This window comes from Lishizhenia tianjinensis, assembly GCF_900116425.1.
Classification (GTDB): domain Bacteria; phylum Bacteroidota; class Bacteroidia; order Flavobacteriales_D; family Crocinitomicaceae; genus Lishizhenia; species Lishizhenia tianjinensis.
Genome location: NZ_FPAS01000001.1, coordinates 1,447,910 through 1,467,187 on the forward strand (window position 1 = coordinate 1,447,910; position 19,278 = coordinate 1,467,187).

A 19,278-nucleotide genomic window follows, 5' to 3' on the forward strand; every position below is an offset into this window, starting at 1 on the left:
GCATCTCATTAGAGATATTTTCAGGATATCTGCTGGATTTAGCAATTGAAGAGTGGCTACCAAGCACTTATTTCAAAAATAAATTAAAAGAAATCGTGTAAATACTTGGAATAAACTGGAAAGATTACCTATCTTTGCACGACATTAAAAAATCCGAGATGAAATGGAGTATATTTCATCTTTTTTAATTAATATTGCACCCCCAAAATTGGGAATACGAAAAAAGAAGAGTAATGGATATTATAAGAGAACTTCAGAGCGAATTAGTTGAAATGAAAGAATTTCCAGCATTCGGTGCCGGAGATACAATTACAGTAAGCTACAGTATTAAAGAAGGTAGTAAAGAAAGAATTCAGCAGTTCCAAGGGGTTGTATTACAGAGAAGAGGTTCTGGAGCAACCGAAACTTTCACAATCAGAAAAATGTCTGGAAACATTGGTGTTGAGCGTATCTTCCCAATCGCTTCTCCATTCATTACTGAGATCAAAGTAAACAAAAAAGGATCTGTACGTAGAGCACGTATATTCTACTTCCGTGAGAGAACTGGTAAATCAGCTCGTATCAAGGAAAAAAGATCTTTCAACTAGGAGAACTCTCTTTATAGATAATACTATAACCCCGATTTTACATCGGGGTTTTTTTATGCCTTTTTCTATCTTTAAGTGTGTGAAAAAATTCCTACTCATCCTCATCATTCTACTTACGGCAGTTGCTGGTTATTTCTATGTACAACCACAGTCTTACCATTATCTAAAATTTAATTTACAGGAACCTTCGGGTTATGCCTCCACGGGTTTAGACGTTTCTCATCATCAAGGTAAAATAAACTGGGATGAAGTTTTTGCTGCCGACAACCATGTAACAATAGATTTTGTTTACCTAAAAGTAACCGAAGGAAAAACGCATGTTGATACACAGTGGAAAAGAAACAGAAAAGCACTACTTAAGCGCAAAATCAAACATGGAGCTTATCACTTTATGGCAACAAAAAGCTACCCCTGGCCTCAAGTGGAACACTTTCTAAAAAACTACAGCTATAAAGTAGGAGACCTCCCTCCCGTGTTGGATGTAGAATTGGAAGGATTTTCGGATGAAGATTTGATTGCAAAAATGAAAATCTGGCTCGATGCAGTTGAACAAAGCACAGGAATTCGTCCTATCATCTATACATCTGATCATTTCTATACCACGAAATTCAGAAACAAATTCCCGAATACAAAGTTTTGGATAGCGTCTTACTCGCGCTCTCCCAAATATTTATCAGATGATGCCATTGTTCACTGGCAATGGACAAAAGGTGCAAACATAAATGGTATAGGCGAAAAGGTTGATTTAAATGTTTCCAAACTCATCTACTAAACAAGGACACGAAGTAAGGTCTGAGCTTTATTAATGGTTTCTTGATATTCGGCTTCAACTACCGAGTCTTTTGTAATTCCACCTCCTACATACAAGCCCAAACTATTTTCAAAAACTTGCATGCATCGAAGGTTTACAAATAAATCACATCGTTCTTGCCCTACCCTTCCTATCACCCCCGCATAAAAGCCTCTGCTGTGCTCCTCATGTTTAGCGATCAAATCCAAAGCTTTATCGGTAGGCACTCCACAAACCGCAGGTGTAGGATGCAACACTTCCACAAGTTGTTTTATATTCTCGGTAGGTGTACTAAAAGTGATATCCGTTTTTAAATGATAAACAGCACCGGTAAATATATCTTTAGGACCATCACTTTGCAGGTTACTCACTTCTGCCTTTCGTAATTTTTCAAGAATAAAATCAGTAACAAAAGCTTGCTCTTCTATCTCTTTTTGCGTCCAAGAAAGTTCTTTTGTTTTCTTTGTTCCCGCTAAAGACATCGTATAAAAAGCATTCTTCTTACTGCTCACCAAGGTTTCAGGTGTAGCACCCATCCATGTCCCAGTATTTTCTCCTGATATAAGGTAAACAAAAGCATTCGGGTATTTTTCGCACAAGCGATTAAAGGCATCTTCTAGTTTAAAATCTTCCGACTTTTCCACCTTGTGAATACGCGAATAAATGGCCTTTGCAATCCCCCTCACTTCGAATTCACTTTTGAATGCACTTAATCCAGCATAATACTCCTGTTCACTTACAGCATAAGGCTCCTCTGGATGAAAACTGTAATTCTTCTCACCATCCTCCTCGTTAAAGACATAAACTTCTTCCTTGTTAAAAGTGGTAAGCACAAAGTCACCCTCTACCAAACTTGCTAAAGTCTTTAACTCCCATTCACCTTTTGCAAAGAAAGTTTCTTCTCCCGGAATTCTATACTGTAATAAACCCAAAGCCTTATTTTCTATCTATGATCATGGTTGTTAACCTTCCTGTACAAACGAGTTTATCTGTCGACATATCGTAGATATCTACCTGCCAAACATGGGTCTTTTTTCCTGCGTGAACAATTTTCCCTATCGCTTTTACACTTCCAGACTTCACACTTCCCACATGGTTTGCGTTGATTTCTATCCCTACAGGCGCTTGTTTTTTTGGATCAATTAAAAGTACACTCCCCATACTTCCGATAGATTCTATCAATGCCGCACTAGCACCTCCGTGTAGAAGTCCCATAGGCTGATGCGTTCGGTGATCTACAGGCATGGTACTGACAACATAATCTTCACCAATTTCAATACACTCTATACCCAACACCTCCATGAGGGTGTTTTTATTCAACGCATTTATTTGCGCAAGGTCTACTTTCTTCAACATGACACAAATTTAATGAAAGGTGCAACTTTCGGAAATTCCAGCTTCAAATTATTAACAGTTGTAAGTAAAGAAACAAAGGAGCTCTAACTCCTCAGCACACTGCTTTATCATTATCTTTAGCCCATGATAAATATTGAAGAAAATATTAATCTAAAAGCACATACTACTTTTGGAGTTGATAGTAGAGCCAGCAAATTTGTTCGCTTTTCATCCTTGGATGAGTTGAAGGAAATCTTCGCCTTAAAGCCTGAGCCTTTTATGATTTTAGGTGGAGGTAGCAACATGTTACTTACACAAGATTACGATGGTTGGGTTATACAAAACCAAATCAAGGGTATAGAAGTCTTTAAAGAAGATGACGATTACATCTACCTTAAAGTAGGTGCTGGAGAAAACTGGCATGAGTTTGTTCAATATTGCATCAATCACAATTATGGTGGTGTAGAAAATCTTTCTCTTATCCCAGGTAATGTAGGTACGAGTCCCATGCAAAACATCGGTGCCTACGGTGTTGAAATCAAAGATATTTTTGACCACTTAGAAGCTTACCTCATAAACGAACAGACAACGAAAACCTTCCATAATTCTGAATGCAATTTTGGGTATCGTGAAAGTATTTTTAAACGCGAATTGAAAAACAAGGCCGTTATTACACACGTTTGTTATCGATTAACGAAAAAAAATCATGTCCTAAAAATGAGTTATGGAGCCATACAAGATGAGCTTCAAAAACAAGGTGTAGAAATTCCGAGTATAAAAGATATTAGTCAAGCAGTCATTGCCATTCGTCAGAGTAAATTACCCGATCCTAAAGAAATAGGAAATGCGGGAAGTTTTTTCAAAAACCCTGTTATCTCTGCTGGAGAATTTGAACTTTTGCAGAGTAAATACCCAGAAATGCCCAACTATCCTGCAGGTACTGAAAAAGTTAAGCTTGCGGCCGGTTGGCTAATCGAACAAAGTGGATGGAAAGGAAAGACCTTTGGCAATTTCGGCGTGCATAAAAAACAAGCCCTAGTTTTGGTAAATTATGGAGGTGCGCAAGGAAAAGACATCTATGATTTATCCGCTCAAATCATTGAAGACGTGCGCGCTAAGTTTGGGGTAGAATTAGAACGCGAAGTCAACATCATTTAGCATTTAACGAGGTTTGTAGTACACTATTTTCTGGTGGAGTTGTTGAAAATTACCTGCCGTAATTTTTCCTACTCTTCAGAATTAAATTAAATTTGCAAACCGTATGACCCCGAGGGGTATACATTTAAAACAGCAAAAAACACATATATGGCTCAAGACATATTTGATAAAATAAAACAGAACAGAGGACCTATCGGTCAGTTCGCGAAAGGAGTACACGGTTACTTCACATTCCCTAAGTTAGAAGGAGAGATTGGAAACAAGATGATTTTCCGTGGAAAAGAGTGCTTGGTGTGGTCTGTAAACAACTACTTAGGATTAGCTAATCACCCAGAAGTACGTGAGGCAGATGCTAAAGCGGCTGCAGATTGGGGTATGGCTTACCCAATGGGATCTCGTATGATGACTGGTCAAACGAGTGAACACGAAGCTTTAGAGAATGAAATCTCTGACTTCATGGAAATGGAAGATACAATCTTGTTGAACTTCGGTTACCAAGGTATGGTATCTGCTATTGATGCATTAGTAGACAGAAACGATGTTATCGTATACGATAGTGAATCTCACGCTTGTATCTTAGACGGAATGCGTTTGCACGTTGGTAAGCGTTTAGTTTTCCAACACAACGACATGGAGAGCTTTGACAAGCAAATGGAAAGAGCTACGAAATTGGCTGACCAAACAAACGGAGGTATCTTAGTAATTACTGAAGGTGTTTTCGGAATGGCGGGAGACCAAGGTAAATTGAAAGAAATCGTTGAATTCAGAAAATCTGGAAAATACGACTTCCGTTTATTCGTAGATGACGCTCACGGATTTGGTACAGTTGGTGAAAAAGGACAAGGTTCTGGAGAAGAACAAGGTGTTCACCAAGAAATCGATGTATTGTTCGGAACATTTGCAAAATCTATGGCTTCTATCGGAGCATTTATTTGTGCAAAAGAACACATCGTTGAGTACTTACGTTACAACATGCGTTCTCAAATGTTTGCGAAGTCATTACCAATGCCATTGGTAGTAGGTGCACGTAAGCGTTTAGAATTATTGAGAACTAACCCAGAGCACAAAAACAACCTTTGGAAAATTGCTACAGCATTACAAGAAGGATTGAAAGAAGTTGGGTTTGACATCGGTGTAACTAACTCTGCAGTAACTCCAGTTTTCTTAAAAGGAAACTTGGCAGAAGCTACAAACATGACTTTCGATTTAAGAGAAAACTACAACATTTTCTGTTCTATCGTAATTTACCCTGTAGTTCCTAAAGACGTAATCATGTTGCGTTTGATCCCAACTGCAGTACACACATTAGAAGATGTACAATACACTATCGATACTTTTGTTAAGGTGAAAGAAAAACTTGACAAAGGAGAATACAAAGCTGAAGAATTAGCTGCTGTAGAGGTAGATAAAAAATAATTAAAAGCCTAAGGCTTTATTTTTACTTGTTAAAGACGGTTTACTTTGGTAAACCGTCTTTTTTGTTTTCGGCACTACCCTTTTCCCTCCAATATTTCAACAAGAAATACTTAACTTTGAGCAAATTTTTCTCTTGTGAAATACAGTAATGAAGTTATCATAAACGCGCCCATCAAAAAGGTAATAGCCTTGTTCGAGGAAGAAGCGAATTTACCTAAATGGCAAGAAGGCTTTATAAGCGCTGAAATCATAGAAGGAGAACGCGGCAAAGCAGGGTTAAGGTCCAGACTCACCTATAAAATGGGAAAACGAGAAATAGTAATGATAGAAACCATTACTACTTGGGATTTACCTAGAAACTTTACTGCGAGCTACGATACCAAAGGTGTTTACAACATCGTAAGCAATCACTTTGAAGCCGTAGATGATAACACAACGAGGTATTTTACCGAGAACGAATTTCAATTTAAAGGCATCATGAAGCTTTTTGGTTTGCTCATGCCTGGAGCCTTTAAAAAGCAATCACAAAAATATTTGAACGATTTTAAAACTTTCGTAGAAAACGAAGCATAGCACATGAGACACAATTTAAGTGAGGTTACTGAACTCATCAAAGACAGAAGAACGATCTACCCTGAATTTTTCAGCACGCGAAAAGTACACAGAGAACAAGTTGAATTGGTTTTAAACAATGCCATTTGGGCTCCTTCTCATGGTATGACGCAACCTTGGAGGTTTAAAGTTTTCATGGAAGAAGGAAAGGATAAATTAGGGAATTTCTTCGAAGAAATGTACCTGAAACATGTCGCTGCAGAAAAGCAAAACCCACTGAAATTAGCGCGCATGCAAAATAGACCGAAAGCAGCCTCTGCTGTAATTGCTATTTGTATGAAGCGTCAAGAAGAGGAGCGTATCTCTGAATTGGATGAAATTATGGCTGTTGCCGCGGCAGTTCAAAACATGCACCTTACCTGTACAGCTTATGGCTTAGCAGCCTTCTGGTCTACACCAGGTTTCATGAAAACAGACGACATGAAAGAATTTTTAGGACTCGGTGAAAAAGACAGATGTTTAGGCTTTTTCTACTTAGGATACCCTGAAAATGAATGGCCAAAAGGAAGAAGAAAACCAATTGAATACGTTACAGAATGGATTCAGGAGTAGAACATTTAACAGACCTCGGGTTGGTGAACTACGTTCAGCACCCGAGTAACAAGGACTATATTGTTTACCGCTTTGCAGACAAGAAACGAGCGATAAGTTTTGAAAGCGCACTTAAGGAGCACAAAATTTGGTTTGAAAAATCAGAAGACACTCCCCGCACGAAAACTTTCTACCTCTACGGTATTCATAAAAGAGATAATAAAAAAGTTTCTCACCTAAACTTCACTGTTGAGGCGGCACACAGAAGTTTTCTAATAAAAAACAATTTCTTTCGTTACTTTGTTTTACTCTTTGTAACGGCTATGATAACACTAGCATGCATGGGCTATTGTGCACATCAAAAGGTGTTGGAAGAAAAAACGCTTGAAATTCAGAATACTCAATAAATAAAACGGTTTAAGTTTTCTTGCTTACATACTACTTTACTTCATACTATTTTAGAATTATGAAAACTATAATAACACTAACATTTGCGCTCTTTAGTCTAATCGCTATGGGTCAAGTAAGTAAACTTAAATCAGAGAGCTTTTTTGGAATCAATTACAAACCGCTCATCCCCTTTGGCATCGTGGGAGATGCTCCCCTAGATCTACAAAACGGCAACTTACGATCCACCGTTTCCTCTAAACTCGGCTACAGTTTTGGAGCTGTTGTTCGATCGAGAGTTACAGATCTAATTGCCTTGGAAACCGGACTCCTTTACACGCAGAGAAATTATCAAGCAGACATTACCCTGTCTGATTCTAACCTCTATGCCCACAGCGAATTTGGCATCATTAATTTCGACCTTCCAGTAAATGCATTGGTATTTATTCAATTGGGAAGAAACATCTACGCCAATGCTATGTTGGGAGGATCATTAAACTTCAACCCTTCGGATGTAAGGGATACGGTGAACCTGGGAACAGGACCTCATCAATTTATCTTTGCTGGAAGTAGATACACCAAAGCACCAGAAAAAAATGGCTACCTCTCTTTTGCCATTAATGCTGCTGTAGGTTTTGAATTAAGAACGCGAAAAGATGGAACTTTTTACATGGGGGTTGCAAGTAAAATTCCCGTTTCTCCAACGTTAGAAGTAGGTACAGCTTACAGACAATCGCAACAAGGATATGTACTCGGTAATCAAGGAATCTTAAGTGGAGCAACCTTCTCTTTAGACTTTAAATACTTCTTCCACAATGTGGAAAACAAGGGCTGGCAATACAATGGCGGACCTATAGAACAATAAAAACATGCAAGAAAGAATTCAAGAAATTGTAAGTGCTTTTCAACTGGAAGCACATCCTGAAGGAGGATGGTTTAAAGAACTCTACCGTTCTACAGAAACAACCCCAACTCCACAGGGAAAAAGAAATTTGCTTACAAGCATTTACTTTTTATTGACTTCTGACAATGCCTCAAATTTTCATAAAATTGAAAGCGATGAACTTTGGTATTACCACGAGGGTTCATCGCTAACTGTTCATACTCTTACCGAGGAAGGAGAATACAAAGCCTTAAAAGTTGGTAATCGACTAGACTTAGGAGAACAACCTCAAGTGCTCGTTCCTAAAGGCCTCATTTTCGGTTCAACCGTTACCGATGAAAACAGCTACTCTTTAGTAAGTTGTGCCGTTGCACCCGGCTTCGATTTCCAAGATTTTAAATTGTATACGGAAGATGAACTTATGGCGCGCTTTCCACAACACGCCCAAATCATTAAGCGTTTAACCCCTTAACCATATTTCGCATATCTCTTCCACTTGGACTTTCAAATATAGTAAGTTCGAAGGCGTGGATGGAAGCAAAAATGTGGTCGAAAATATCGGCTACAACTCCTTCATAAGGTTCCCAATCCTTTATTTTACTAAAACAATACACCTCCATAGGTACACCTAATTCTCTTGGCTCCAACTGACGCACCATGAGTGACATGTCTTGGTTAATATTCGGATTGTTTTCCAAATAAAATTCCATATACGCTCTAAACAAGCCTAAATTGGTTTGCTTACGTGCCTGTAAACTATCTGCACTATATCCGTGTTCATCGTTGTATTTTTTGATCTCCGCTTGACGCTTGGCGATGAATTCTGTTAAGTACTTCTCCTTCGATAGTCTCTCAATTAAAGCGGGAGAAGCAAACTTTACACTGTCTATATGTATCAACACCGCACGCTTAATTCTACGTCCATCGCTGTCTTGCATTCCTCTCCAGTTCTTAAACGAATCCGAAATCATGGAGTAAGTAGGAATAGTAGTTATCGTTTTATCGAAATTCTGCACCTTAACAGTAGCCAAGTTCACTTCAATTACATCTCCATCTGCTCCAAACTTTTCCATGGTTACCCAATCCCCAATACGCACCATATCGTTGGCAGAAAGTTGTATAGAACTCACAAAACCTAAAATAGTGTCTTTAAATACCAACAATATAATGGCCGTCATAGCTCCAAAGGCCGTTAGAATTTTAAGCGCAGATTTATCGGTTATTACAGACAACATAACCATCACCATCATGATAGATAGTACAATTTTAGAAACCTGTATATAACTGTTTATGGGTTTATCTGCCAAAGACTCTTTTTGCTGTAGTATATCCCTTAAGGAGTTTAAAAAGCGAAGGATGGAAATCAATATCACAAAAACAAGCACAACATCTATAACGCGCAACGCATAATTCTCCACGCTGTCTTCGTAAAAAGCGAAAACAATAGACACCATATAGTCCATAAAAAATAAAGGAACCAATTGGGCCAAGGCGTAAAAGAATTTGTTTTTCACCAATATGTCATCCCACTCGGTTTTAGATCTATCTGCTATCATGTGCACCAATTGCAACATAACTTGGCGCGATAGTATCCAAACAAACAAAGACAAAATTATCATGGCTACAAACAAGCCCAAAGTCCACAGTAGCTGATGATTTTGAAAAGCATCGCTCTCCAATATTTGCTCAGCCGACATATTACCCTTTTGATAGAAACTTAAAATCCAATCTTTGATTTGATCTCGCATGCTTTCTTATTTTTAAACAAAAATAATATTAATGCAACCCAAAACGCAATTTTACATTTTCGGTTTTATCACTTGTCTTCTTTTTCCATTACCAGCTATTTGGGCACTGTATTATTTTGAAGACATCTCCCTTTTAGAGCTCCTATCTTTCCATGAACTCAACGAGTATTACTGGGTTCTAGGTATTGTTTTCGGTTTGTTTTACGCCTTACTCGTTATGGCTTTTTCCGAAAGTGGTATTATGGAAGACGACCCCAAACAACAGCGCTACCTAAATGCATTAAATTTGAATTGGATAGATATTCTTACGATGTCATTTTGTGCCGGTTTTGGCGAAGAAATATTGTTTAGAGCAGGTATACAACATTGGTTAGGACCTATCATCACCAGTATACTTTTTATTGCCATCCACGGGTACCTCAATCCTAAAAAGTGGCGCATTTTTATTTACGGACTCTTTATTCTTCCCTTTATACTCACTTTGGCTTACGCCTATGATAAATTGGGACTGTGGTTTTGTATAGGCGCACATTTTGCCTTTGATTTGGCCATTTTCTGGGCTTACGGACTCCAAGTAAAAGGAGAAGAAAAGTTTAAAAAGCTTTAGAAGGAGGCTGCTTCTCCCCAAAAAAAATGGGGAGTCGGGTCATCCACTCTACGCCTTTGTTCACTTCTGTTGTTCAAGAGTCGGTAGCAAAGTTTCTAAGGGCACTTCGCCTCCTCCTTTTCACAAACACAAGTTCTCATGCGGGGTGCCGTTTCTACCCCTAGCAGAATGCACCACCACGAATCAAATTGAACTACTTCACTACTATGCGCAAAGGCGTTGTTTGTCGAACCAATAAACACTGAGGTACTACCACATGCTTATCGATTTCTAAAAGATCCATCCGTCTGAGTTCACAAAGACTTTCGGGCAATTGCACCAAAGCTCCAGCATTGATCATGTGTAACTCTCTTAACTTTTTAGCCCGTGATATCGTCGTTGGAATCGTATCCAGAAAATTTCTATTTAAGCTAATAAACTCTAGGCTTCCAGCATTAAAAACACTATCGTGTATACTTTCTATTTCATTAAAATTGAGCATCAAATTTTGGAGTTGAGGAAAATCTCCGATAAAGGCAGGAACTTCTTTCAATCTATTATTGTTGAGAATTAACTGCTTTAGTTCTTGTGCTCCTACCAGTTTTGGAGATATACTATCAATAGCATTGTACTGAACAGAAAGTATTTCCAATGCAGGCAATTCTCCAAGTACAGCCGGCAAAGTTGTCAACTTATTTTTACCGAGATAAAGTTTCTTAAGCTTCTTTAATTGACCAAGTTCTTCAGGTAAACGGGTAAGTTCATTCTCATACAAGCGCAGCACCTCCAGGTTTTTCATCTTAAAAACGTAGTCAGGTATTTCTTTCAAGCCTTGTCTACTTAAATTCAATTTCCGTTCAGCGGGCGGTAACTTTTCTTTCACCTCAAAGGCTGCACAAGCACATAGTAAAAGGAAAAGAAGTACATATTTATATCTTTGGTTGAAGTACATCTTAGAAAGTTAGTATTTATTGTAAGATGTGCCGCATTTAAACGTTCGATTAAACATGAAGAAATTAATTATTCTAGGAATTGGAGCTCTATTTGGAGCTTGTAGCCAGTCTTCCACTGAAAAAGAGGCGCATAAAACACAGCACGAACTTCCCGAATTTGTTGAGCAATTAAATCAACATCACCAATACGCAGCCTTTCAAAGCGCAGGTGTTTTCTCTGCAGACATCCTCCTTACATTTGGTGGAAAGCAGCGCTTAGATGCTAAAATGCTCTACGACACCCAAACTCAAGAAACGGCTTTGTACCACTCTGACGGTAAAAAATTAGTATTTACCCAAGATACAGTTTGGTTGAGTCCAGACACGGCTAGTTATCCTAAGGCAAGGTTTGATATTTTCACGTGGTCTTATTTCATGGCGCTTCCCCACAAATTAAATGATGAAGGTCTACATTTTAAGGAATTCCCCCACAAGGAATTGGAAGGTAAAAGCTATGCAACCCAACACCTGAGTTTTAGCAATGAAGTTGGCGATGCTCCCGATGATTGGTACGTACTCTACCAAGACACAACAAGTGGTCTGCTTCATGCCGCAGCGTACATTGTAACCTTAAATAAAGACAAAGCTACAGCGGAGCAAGACCCACATGCTATCGTTTATAAAGACTACCAACTGGTTGATGGCATACCTATTTCTACACGTTGGGAATTTTACGGATGGCGCAAAGAAAAAGGCCTCACCCAAAAACTTGGAGAGGCCTCATTATCTAATCTTCAATTTTTAAAGCGAAGTGAAGCTCTGTTTCAGCTTCCCGCCAATAAAAAAGAAGTTAAGCTTTAAGCAATTTTGCAAAATCTTTCGCGAAGTAAGTCAAGATAGCACTTGCACCTGCTCTTCGCATACTCAATAACATTTCGGGCATGGCTTGGTTGTAATCGAGCCACCCGTTTTGCGCTGCAGCATACAACATAGCACATTCTCCAGAAACATTGTAAGCTGTAATGGGCAAATCATAGTTTTCATTCAACAAGTGAATTACATCTAAATAAGCCAAAGCTGGTTTTACCATTAACATATCGGCCCCTTCTGCTTGATCTAAATCTGCCTCTATCAAAGCCTCACGTTTATTTGCAGGGTTCATTTGATAGGTCTTTTTATCTCCCGATTTTGGAGCAGAATCTAACGCATCTCTAAAAGGTCCGTAAAATGCACTGGCATATTTTGCCGTGTAAGACATAATAGAAACATCTTCAAAATTATTTTCATCCAAGGTTTGGCGAATTTCAGCTACACGACCATCCATCATATCTGATGGTCCTATGATATCCACACCCGCCTGTGCTTGTGCCAAGGCCATTCTCGATAAAATGGGAAGAGTCACATCATTCAAAATCTTTCCATCTCTTACTACACCATCGTGTCCGTCAGAAGAATAAGGGTCCATTGCTACGTCAGACATTAACATAATCTCTGGAAACGTTTCTTTGATTTTGCGTATGGCGTGTAAATAGAAATTCTCATCCGCATAACTGTAAGATGCTTTTTTATCTTTCAAGGCCTCGTCTACTGCCGGAAATAAATCAAAGCTGACTACCCCTAGGTTTACACATTCCTCAATTTCCTTTAGCAGTAAATCTAAACTCCATCTGTAGTTACCAGGCATAGAGGCTACTTCATCTTTTATGTTTTTACCATCTACTAAAAACAAAGGGTAAATAAGGTGTTCAACTCCTAAATGCGTTTCTTGTATCATGTTGCGAATGGCAGCAGATTTTCTATTTCTTCTCGGTCTTGAAAACATAAAATTCTATTTTTCACAAAGAAACAAAAAAGGCGGCAAAACAAGGAGCATAGAATTAAAAATGCAGAAGTAAGTCTTTTGCGGTTCAACTCCCTTTTATGGTATTTTTTCTTATTTTAGCCTAACTCATTCTAAGAATAATAATGAATTTTAAATTTAACTTTCTATTGCTATTAGGTATTTCGTTAAGCTTAGTTGCTTGTAGTGAAGAAACTACAGAAAACCCTCCTCAGGAAATACAAGAAATAGACCCCTATTTGAAAGATCCGAACAGAGCTTTCAATACAACCTTTGATGGTCAATTGTTCTCTATTCCTTCCCCTGTTCAAACAGCAATTTTACTTAAAAGTTTAAATTATAAATACGACTTTACTTTATTAAGTAGTTATTCAGAGGCTGAAAAATACGTTACCAATCAAAAGAAGGCCCTCAACCTTGGTGTGTATGGTGCCGACTTAGGAATTACGGCCCTGTACAAAAAAAACAATGATGCCTTAAAGTATTTAACGGCTATTCAAGGTTTATCAGAAGATTTAGGTCTTAACCACTCTTTTGGAGAGCAGTTTTTTAACCGTTACCAAAATAACGCAACCAACGAAGACACGATGGTTGTTTTGTTGAGCGAGGCCTTTAGTAAAATAGATTATGAAATTAAACGTACGGAAGATAAAAATTTAAGTGCGTTAATTTTAGTTGGTGGTTGGGTAGAATCTATGTACATTACCAGCAACTTACACAACATGCAAAACAATCAAAACTTAATTGATAGAATTGCAGAACAAAGTTTAACAGTTGAAACCTTTATTACCCTTCTTGATAAATACAATGAAGAGGACATTAATAAAGACTTAATTGAGAAATTTAAAAAGTTACGAAGATCTTACGCTAAAGTAAAACGTAGCTACACCTACATACCTTCAACAACTGACAAAGAGAAAAAATTAACAACAATCAATAGTAGAACGGAGTTGGAGATGGACCACAATATCTTTGAAGAATTGATGTCTGAATTCAACGCTTTACGTACTTTCATTATTGAATAATTGCACAACATTATGCATAAAATTTTCGTCTTATTTTCACTTGTCTTGTTGACTTACGCTGTAAAAGCTCAAGACTGTGATTCAGTACAGACAGTGGTAGAATCTTACCTTACAAATGATGAAAACGGTAGAAGTTTTATCAGTGACGGTCAGGCCTATATCGCTTACCTAGATAGAGAGAAAGCAGAGTTTAAAACGACGTTTTATGGAAACTCAGTATACAGAGTGGCAGCATCGGCAGGTACCGTTGATGATTTTGTAATTTTCACTATTTACGATGAAAACGACAACATTCTCTTCACCAATAAAGATCAGCGCAACGCTCCTTTTTGGGATTTTAAAATAGCATCAACAATTAATGTCAGGATAGAAACTGAATTGGATTTGGATAAAAAAGTTTCTGGCTGTGCAATTATGTATATAGGTTTTCAGAAGTAGACCATGAATGAAAAGGTATTAAATGCACTCATGCAGCTCTTCGCGATTATCTCGAAATCGGAAGATGAAGACCTTGAGAATTTAATTACCTCATCCAAGGGTAGAAAAATTGTAAAACAGTTCTTAGAACAAGAACTTAACAGTGAACTTGTACAAGAGTACCTGTTAAAATTTGACAACCATCTCTACATTCACAATGGTAGAGTAAATAAGAAGAACGGAAAGCGTAAAAGAACTGCAGGGAACTCCGTAAAATTATTGCGCATTTGTTCTGAAATCAATCAAGAATTAAATCAAAAGCAACGTTTTGTAGTATTGGTGAGAATAATAGAATTCATCAATACTAGTCTAGAAATCAGTCAACAAGAAATAGAATTTTTAGAAACAGTTGCCGAATCTTTTAATATTGCAGAAGAGAAGTATAAAGTCATTACCAAATTTATCTTCTCTACCAAAGCTATAGATCACGAGAAAATCTTACTCATTAGAAATGAATACAATGATGAGATTAAAGCCTCCAAGCAATTTATAGTTAAAAACCTTGAAAATGAAATTGCTGTTCTGTATTTGGAAACGGTAAAAATGTACTTCTTAAGGTATTTCGGTAAAGATGAATTTACCATCAATGCCCAAGTGGTGCCCAATGATAAAGTACACATACTTACTCAAGGATCTAATTTTAAGTCATTAAAATCACCCAACCTCTATTACAGTGATGTAAGTTCTTTCTTTAACAAAGGAACTGATAATGACGCCTTTAATTTTAAGGCTACCCACATTAATCATGTATTCCCCAATGGAAGAATAGGCTTGCACAACGTGAGTTTCTCTGAAAGCAACGGTAACCTGGTTGCCATCATGGGAAGTTCTGGGTCTGGTAAAACAACCCTTCTCAATATATTAAATGGTTCTACCAAACCCACTGAAGGTAGAGTTGAATTAAATGGGATTAACGTACACACCCAAAAAGAGGAAACGGTAGGTTTAATCGGAAACATCTCTCAAGACGATTTACTTTTTGAAGAACTTAGTGTTTACGATAACTTATATTTTAGTGCACAACTCAGCTTTAAACAACTCTCTCCTCAAGAACTCCATGAAAAAGTAATTGACCTTCTTCAAACCATAGGTTTACTGGAAGCCAAAAACTTAAAAGTAGGAAGTCCCTTAAAAAAGTCTATTTCTGGTGGACAACGTAAGCGATTAAACATCGCCATGGAGCTCATTAGAGAACCGGCAATCTTGTTTGTAGATGAACCGACTTCAGGACTTTCTTCTAGAGATTCTGAACGCATCATGGATTTATTGAAGGAACTGGCTTTGAAAGGGAAATTAATCTTCGCTGTCATTCACCAACCCTCTTCTGAAATTTTTAGAATGTTTGATAGACTCTTGATTTTAGACGATGGAGGATATTCTATTTTTTACGGAGATCCTGTGGATGCCATTGTTCACTTTAAGAGTTTAACTAATCACGTTAATCATAAGGAGAGAGAATGTCCCACTTGCGGTAATGTAAACCCTGAGCAACTTTTCAATATTATTGAAGCGAAGGTAGTAGATGAATTGGGAAATTTTACCGATCAACGTAAAACCAGTCCGAAAGAATGGGAAGAGAAATTCAATAAAAAACGCAAAAACAAACAGGTCAAGGAAAAGAAGCTTCCGCCCATTAAAGCGAAGTCTGACATTCCATCTGTGTTTAAGCAACTTTTGGTTTATTTCCAAAGGGATATACGCACCAAATGGTCAAACCTACAATATGTTTTGATCACTTTATTGGAAGCGCCTGTACTAGCGGCCATCATTGCTTACTTTGTTCGTTTTTATAAAGTAAATGCAAGTGGATACAGCTTTTTTTACAACCAAAACATACCACAATATATTTTCATAGCTGTGATTATTAGTCTGTTCTTAGGACTCACAGTCGCGGCGGAAGAAATAATAAAGGACAAGAAAATTCTGAGAAGAGAAGCCTTCATGAATTTAAGTTGGGGAAGTTACCTCTGCTCTAAAATCATTATTATGGGCATTATCTCTACCCTTCAATCAGCCCTGTTTGTACTTGTAGGAAATACGATATTAAACATAGACGGCATGTTTTGGGAGTATTTTGGCGTGCTTTTTACCACCTCTTTTTTCGCCTGTATGTTGGGCTTGATTATTTCTGCAAGTTTCAACAGTGCCAAGGTTATCTACATCGTGATCCCTATAGTGATTATACCTCAACTTTTGTTTTCTGGTGTTATTGTAAAGTACGACAAACTCAACCCTAATTTCGCCGAGCAAAAATCTGTGCCTTGGATAGGAAACTTCATTGCAGCACGCTGGGCCTACGAAGCCCTTGCTGTGAGTCAGTACAAAGACAACCTCTTCGAAAGAGAAATTTATCCGCTGAAGAAATTAGAATCAGATTACAACTGGAAAATTGACTTCCTTCTTCCAGAAATGGAATCGCAATTAAACATTTTAGAGAAGTATAAAGATGCTTCCATAAAAACTGAATTTGTTGATGAAGCCACAAAAATTCTCATCAATGAAATTGCGAAGGAAGAAGCATTGTTCAACCCTGAGAACTTTAAATGCGAGAATTGTATAACTGACCTTGAAGCAAAAATTCTTCAAACGAGCTCTACTTTTAATAACATCAGACAATTCATCAATACTTTGGAGGCTTATTACGCCAAGGAGCTATCTCACACGAAATCTGCCATTGAGGAATACAAGCAAAGTTTAACTCCAGCTCTGTTTGATCTTGCTGAAAAGACTTATGCCAATGAAGCTTTGGAAGATTTAATGTGTAATAAAAAAGAATTGAATCAATACGTTATTGCTGAGCATGAAATAATTCCCAAACACAATTTGGTATACCAAACGCCGGATAACGGAATTTTTAATGCGCATTTTTATACGGCCTACAAATACATGTTCCATAAAAAGTACAGTACCTATCAGATTAACATGATCGTACTTTGGGTAATGTCTTTCTTGTTTGGACTGGTACTACTCTACCAACTCCCTCAAAAGTTGATGCAATCAATCAATAGAAAATAAAAAAGTCCCGACGAGTTGTCGGGACTTTTCTTTTGTATCTTATTGGGGCTTACATTAACATACCTCCACAAACGTGAAGTGTTTGTCCTGTAATGTATGCTGACATATCTGAAGCTAAGAAAACGGTTGCATTTGCAACATCTTCTGGAGATCCACCTCTTTTCAAAGGAATAGAGTTTCTCCATTCTTGTACAACTTTCTCATCTAAAGCTGCTGTCATTTCTGTTTCAATAAATCCTGGAGCAATTGCATTACATCTAATGTTTCTAGAACCTAATTCTTGTGCAACACTCTTAGTAAATCCTATCATACCTGCTTTAGAAGCTGCGTAATTTGCTTGACCTGCATTACCTGAAACACCTACTACAGATGACATGTTAATGATAGATCCTTTTCTCGCTTTTAACATAGGACGTTGAACTGCTTTCGTTAAGTTAAATGCAGATTTCAAGTTGGTATTCATTACTTCATCCCACTGCTCTTCTGTCATTCTCATCAACAACGTATCTCTAGTGATACCTGCATTGTTAATCAACACATCAACTTGTCCAAAAGCTTCCATTACATCATCTACTAACTTTTGCGCTGCTTCAAAGTCACTAGCATTAGATTTAAATCCTTTTACTTCTCCTCCATTTTGAGTCAATTCAGCCTCTAACGCTTTTGCTTTTTCTTCAGAAGACAAGTAAGTGAAAGCTACTTTAGCTCCTTCTTCAACACATTTCTGTGCAATTGCCTTACCTATTCCTCTTGACGCACCAGTAATGATGACAACCTTATCTTTTAATAACATAGTGTTCGTTTTGTTTAGGCAACAAATATAATCAATTCATCATTTTAGGCGATCAAAATATTTTAGTGCTCACTTACCGCTCATCATGAATAAATGTCAACTAACTAAAGTTTTCTGAATTTTTTTACACAATTGTTTTGTCAACTCAAAAACTTCATTAATTTTGTCTCAGGTTTAGTTGTAAAAGGTAGGTTAGATTGAAAGGAGTAAAACGCTAGTTTTGCTCCTTTCTCATTTTTATTCAATACGTTATGAAAAGCTTAGTTGTAATTGGTGGGCCAACGGCCAGTGGTAAAACAGGTTTATCCGTTGCATTAGCCAAACAACTCAAGTGTCCTATCCTTTCTGCAGACAGTCGCCAATTCTACAAAGAAGTAGCTATAGGTACTGCTAAACCCTCTCCTGAAGAGCAAGAAGGCGTTCCCCATTATTTTATAGATAGCCATTCTTTACAAAATCCATTATCATCCGGCGCCTTTGAAGAAGAAGCCATCCCCTTAATTGAAAAGTTATTTCAAGAGCACGATACACTCATCCTTACAGGTGGGTCTGGACTTTTTATAGATGCCATCCTTTACGGTATAGATAACATCCCCAAAGATAACAAGGTAAAGGAACACTACATACAACTTCAGGAAGCCCAAGGTTTAGATGTTTTGTTGGCTGAACTAGCAGCAAAAGACCCGGAGTATTATCAGGAAGTTGACAAGGGAAATAGTCACAGAGTAATCAGAGCCTTAGAAGCTATTGCTTGCTCTGGACAAAAATTTTCAGAACTAAGAAAGCACACTCAAAAGCCAAGAAATTTTACGCCATACATCTTCCTTTTGGACCATGAAAGAGAAGCCCTTTATTCTAGAATAAATCAGCGCGTTGATATTATGCTACAGGAAGGCTTGTTGGAAGAAGTTAAAAGTGTTGCCCACCTTAGACACCTTCAAAGTTTAAATACTGTTGGATACAAAGAGGTATTTGATTATCTAGATGGAAAAACAAGCCTAGAAGAATGTGTTGAACTGATTAAGCGCAATACTAGGCGCTATGCCAAACGACAAATCACATGGTTTAAAAGATACAAAGACGCTAGTTGGATACCTTATACAAACATTGAGGAAATGACAGCTTTCATTCGAAAAAGGCTACAGGTAAAATAATTCACCATC

General features: G+C 37.7%; 21 protein-coding genes. 15 read left to right on the plus strand and 6 right to left on the minus strand.

Features of this window, described 5'->3' with window-relative positions; all coding sequences use genetic code 11:
• The first annotated feature begins 233 nt into the window (after window positions 1-233).
• Together rplS and BM327_RS06620 are read left to right on the plus strand one after the other, a co-directional pair.
• Window positions 234-587, plus strand: a complete 354-nt coding sequence (gene rplS, locus BM327_RS06615) for a 50S ribosomal protein L19 (RefSeq protein ID WP_090247624.1) — start codon at window positions 234-236, stop codon at window positions 585-587.
• Window positions 588-666: 79 nt separating this feature from the next.
• Window positions 667-1,359, plus strand: a complete 693-nt coding sequence (locus BM327_RS06620) for a glycoside hydrolase family 25 protein (RefSeq protein WP_170853693.1) — start codon at window positions 667-669, stop codon at window positions 1,357-1,359.
• Here BM327_RS06620 and BM327_RS06625 read toward each other — a convergent pair.
• Window positions 1,356-2,309, minus strand: coding sequence for a chorismate-binding protein (locus BM327_RS06625; RefSeq protein WP_170853694.1), 954 nt, complete (start codon window positions 2,307-2,309; stop codon window positions 1,356-1,358). The two genes, BM327_RS06620 and BM327_RS06625, sit on opposite strands and share 4 nt — an antisense overlap.
• A gap of 4 nt (window positions 2,310-2,313) precedes the next feature.
• Window positions 2,314-2,733 (minus strand): hotdog fold thioesterase, encoded by a 420-nt coding sequence (locus tag BM327_RS06630; protein ID WP_090247532.1) that lies wholly within the window; start codon window positions 2,731-2,733, stop codon window positions 2,314-2,316.
• 126 nt (window positions 2,734-2,859) lie between these two features.
• On the opposite strand from BM327_RS06630, the gene murB reads away from it, so the two are divergent.
• The 7 genes from murB to BM327_RS06665 all read left to right on the plus strand — a co-directional run bounded on the left by murB (window position 2,860) and on the right by BM327_RS06665 (window position 8,171).
• On the plus strand, window positions 2,860-3,870 hold the full coding sequence (gene murB, locus BM327_RS06635; RefSeq protein WP_090247625.1) for a UDP-N-acetylmuramate dehydrogenase: 1,011 nt from the start codon (window positions 2,860-2,862) through the stop codon (window positions 3,868-3,870).
• 147 nt (window positions 3,871-4,017) lie between these two features.
• Window positions 4,018-5,286 (plus strand): aminotransferase class I/II-fold pyridoxal phosphate-dependent enzyme, encoded by a 1,269-nt coding sequence (locus BM327_RS06640; protein ID WP_090247533.1) that lies wholly within the window; start codon window positions 4,018-4,020, stop codon window positions 5,284-5,286.
• A 135-nt stretch (window positions 5,287-5,421) separates the two neighbouring features.
• Window positions 5,422-5,859 carry an SRPBCC family protein gene (locus BM327_RS06645; RefSeq protein WP_090247534.1) on the plus strand — a complete coding sequence of 146 codons (438 nt, stop codon included), beginning with the start codon at window positions 5,422-5,424 and terminating at the stop codon, window positions 5,857-5,859.
• Between the two features lie 3 nt (window positions 5,860-5,862).
• Window positions 5,863-6,450, plus strand: coding sequence for a nitroreductase family protein (locus tag BM327_RS06650; RefSeq protein WP_090247535.1), 588 nt, complete (start codon window positions 5,863-5,865; stop codon window positions 6,448-6,450).
• Complete coding sequence (locus BM327_RS06655) at window positions 6,435-6,836, plus strand: hypothetical protein (protein WP_090247536.1); 402 nt, start codon at window positions 6,435-6,437, stop codon at window positions 6,834-6,836. Before BM327_RS06650 ends, BM327_RS06655 begins: the two co-directional genes overlap by 16 nt.
• Before the next feature lie 59 nt (window positions 6,837-6,895).
• Window positions 6,896-7,681: an outer membrane beta-barrel protein gene (locus BM327_RS06660; protein ID WP_139230282.1), complete on the plus strand. Its 786-nt coding sequence runs from the start codon at window positions 6,896-6,898 to the stop codon at window positions 7,679-7,681.
• A 4-nt stretch (window positions 7,682-7,685) separates the two neighbouring features.
• A complete protein-coding gene (locus BM327_RS06665) occupies window positions 7,686-8,171 on the plus strand; it encodes a cupin domain-containing protein (RefSeq protein WP_090247538.1) in 486 nt (161 codons plus the stop codon).
• On the opposite strand, the gene BM327_RS06670 is transcribed toward BM327_RS06665, so the two are convergent.
• Complete coding sequence (locus tag BM327_RS06670; protein ID WP_090247539.1) at window positions 8,152-9,447, minus strand: mechanosensitive ion channel family protein; 1,296 nt, start codon at window positions 9,445-9,447, stop codon at window positions 8,152-8,154. The two genes, BM327_RS06665 and BM327_RS06670, sit on opposite strands and share 20 nt — an antisense overlap.
• Window positions 9,448-9,478: 31 nt before the next feature.
• Here BM327_RS06670 and BM327_RS06675 point away from each other — a divergent pair, with 31 nt between their 5' ends.
• Complete coding sequence (locus BM327_RS06675; RefSeq protein WP_090247540.1) at window positions 9,479-10,054, plus strand: CPBP family intramembrane glutamic endopeptidase; 576 nt, start codon at window positions 9,479-9,481, stop codon at window positions 10,052-10,054.
• 193 nt (window positions 10,055-10,247) lie between these two features.
• Here BM327_RS06675 and BM327_RS06680 read toward each other — a convergent pair whose 3' ends face one another.
• Complete coding sequence (locus BM327_RS06680; RefSeq protein WP_090247541.1) at window positions 10,248-10,985, minus strand: leucine-rich repeat domain-containing protein; 738 nt, start codon at window positions 10,983-10,985, stop codon at window positions 10,248-10,250.
• Window positions 10,986-11,040: 55 nt separating this feature from the next.
• On the opposite strand from BM327_RS06680, the gene BM327_RS06685 reads away from it, so the two are divergent.
• Window positions 11,041-11,826, plus strand: coding sequence for a hypothetical protein (locus BM327_RS06685; protein ID WP_090247542.1), 786 nt, complete (start codon window positions 11,041-11,043; stop codon window positions 11,824-11,826).
• Here BM327_RS06685 and hemB read toward each other — a convergent pair.
• The gene (gene hemB, locus BM327_RS06690) at window positions 11,816-12,787 is read right to left on the minus strand and encodes a porphobilinogen synthase (RefSeq protein WP_090247543.1); all 972 of its coding nucleotides are present in this window, start codon (window positions 12,785-12,787) and stop codon (window positions 11,816-11,818) included. The genes BM327_RS06685 and hemB overlap by 11 nt on opposite strands.
• Window positions 12,788-12,930: 143 nt before the next feature.
• Between hemB and BM327_RS06695 the strand changes: the two genes are divergently transcribed.
• The 3 genes from BM327_RS06695 to BM327_RS06705 are packed head-to-tail and all read left to right on the plus strand — an operon-like array spanning window position 12,931 to window position 17,322.
• Complete coding sequence (locus BM327_RS06695; RefSeq protein WP_090247544.1) at window positions 12,931-13,830, plus strand: hypothetical protein; 900 nt, start codon at window positions 12,931-12,933, stop codon at window positions 13,828-13,830.
• 12 nt (window positions 13,831-13,842) lie between these two features.
• On the plus strand, window positions 13,843-14,268 hold the full coding sequence (locus tag BM327_RS06700; RefSeq protein ID WP_139230283.1) for a hypothetical protein: 426 nt from the start codon (window positions 13,843-13,845) through the stop codon (window positions 14,266-14,268).
• 3 nt (window positions 14,269-14,271) lie between these two features.
• Window positions 14,272-17,322: an ATP-binding cassette domain-containing protein gene (locus tag BM327_RS06705; protein WP_090247546.1), complete on the plus strand. Its 3,051-nt coding sequence runs from the start codon at window positions 14,272-14,274 to the stop codon at window positions 17,320-17,322.
• 49 nt (window positions 17,323-17,371) lie between these two features.
• Here the strand turns inward: BM327_RS06705 and fabG are convergent, their stop codons facing one another.
• Window positions 17,372-18,115, minus strand: a complete 744-nt coding sequence (gene fabG, locus BM327_RS06710) for a 3-oxoacyl-[acyl-carrier-protein] reductase (protein ID WP_090247547.1) — start codon at window positions 18,113-18,115, stop codon at window positions 17,372-17,374.
• A 251-nt stretch (window positions 18,116-18,366) separates the two neighbouring features.
• On the opposite strand from fabG, the gene miaA reads away from it, so the two are divergent.
• Window positions 18,367-19,269 (plus strand): tRNA (adenosine(37)-N6)-dimethylallyltransferase MiaA, encoded by a 903-nt coding sequence (gene miaA, locus BM327_RS06715; protein WP_090247548.1) that lies wholly within the window; start codon window positions 18,367-18,369, stop codon window positions 19,267-19,269.
• Window positions 19,270-19,278: the final 9 nt, after the last annotated feature.

What these genes read in the sequence shown, in the direction of transcription:
- rplS (WP_090247624.1), top strand. Translation starts at nt 234, where the DNA reads ATGGATATTATAAGAGAACTTCAGAGCGAATTAGTTGAAATGAAAGAA.
- BM327_RS06685 (WP_090247542.1), top strand. Translation starts at nt 11,041, where the DNA reads ATGAAGAAATTAATTATTCTAGGAATTGGAGCTCTATTTGGAGCTTGT.
- miaA (WP_090247548.1), top strand. Translation starts at nt 18,367, where the DNA reads ATGAAAAGCTTAGTTGTAATTGGTGGGCCAACGGCCAGTGGTAAAACA.
- fabG (WP_090247547.1), bottom strand. Translation starts at nt 18,115, where the DNA reads ATGTTATTAAAAGATAAGGTTGTCATCATTACTGGTGCGTCAAGAGGA.
- BM327_RS06670 (WP_090247539.1), bottom strand. Translation starts at nt 9,447, where the DNA reads ATGCGAGATCAAATCAAAGATTGGATTTTAAGTTTCTATCAAAAGGGT.
- BM327_RS06630 (WP_090247532.1), bottom strand. Translation starts at nt 2,733, where the DNA reads ATGTTGAAGAAAGTAGACCTTGCGCAAATAAATGCGTTGAATAAAAAC.
- BM327_RS06665 (WP_090247538.1), top strand. Translation starts at nt 7,686, where the DNA reads ATGCAAGAAAGAATTCAAGAAATTGTAAGTGCTTTTCAACTGGAAGCA.
- BM327_RS06675 (WP_090247540.1), top strand. Translation starts at nt 9,479, where the DNA reads ATGCAACCCAAAACGCAATTTTACATTTTCGGTTTTATCACTTGTCTT.
- BM327_RS06680 (WP_090247541.1), bottom strand. Translation starts at nt 10,985, where the DNA reads ATGTACTTCAACCAAAGATATAAATATGTACTTCTTTTCCTTTTACTA.
- BM327_RS06695 (WP_090247544.1), top strand. Translation starts at nt 12,931, where the DNA reads ATGAATTTTAAATTTAACTTTCTATTGCTATTAGGTATTTCGTTAAGC.
- BM327_RS06700 (WP_139230283.1), top strand. Translation starts at nt 13,843, where the DNA reads ATGCATAAAATTTTCGTCTTATTTTCACTTGTCTTGTTGACTTACGCT.
- BM327_RS06660 (WP_139230282.1), top strand. Translation starts at nt 6,896, where the DNA reads ATGAAAACTATAATAACACTAACATTTGCGCTCTTTAGTCTAATCGCT.
- BM327_RS06655 (WP_090247536.1), top strand. Translation starts at nt 6,435, where the DNA reads ATGGATTCAGGAGTAGAACATTTAACAGACCTCGGGTTGGTGAACTAC.
- BM327_RS06705 (WP_090247546.1), top strand. Translation starts at nt 14,272, where the DNA reads ATGAATGAAAAGGTATTAAATGCACTCATGCAGCTCTTCGCGATTATC.
- BM327_RS06650 (WP_090247535.1), top strand. Translation starts at nt 5,863, where the DNA reads ATGAGACACAATTTAAGTGAGGTTACTGAACTCATCAAAGACAGAAGA.
- hemB (WP_090247543.1), bottom strand. Translation starts at nt 12,787, where the DNA reads ATGTTTTCAAGACCGAGAAGAAATAGAAAATCTGCTGCCATTCGCAAC.
- BM327_RS06640 (WP_090247533.1), top strand. Translation starts at nt 4,018, where the DNA reads ATGGCTCAAGACATATTTGATAAAATAAAACAGAACAGAGGACCTATC.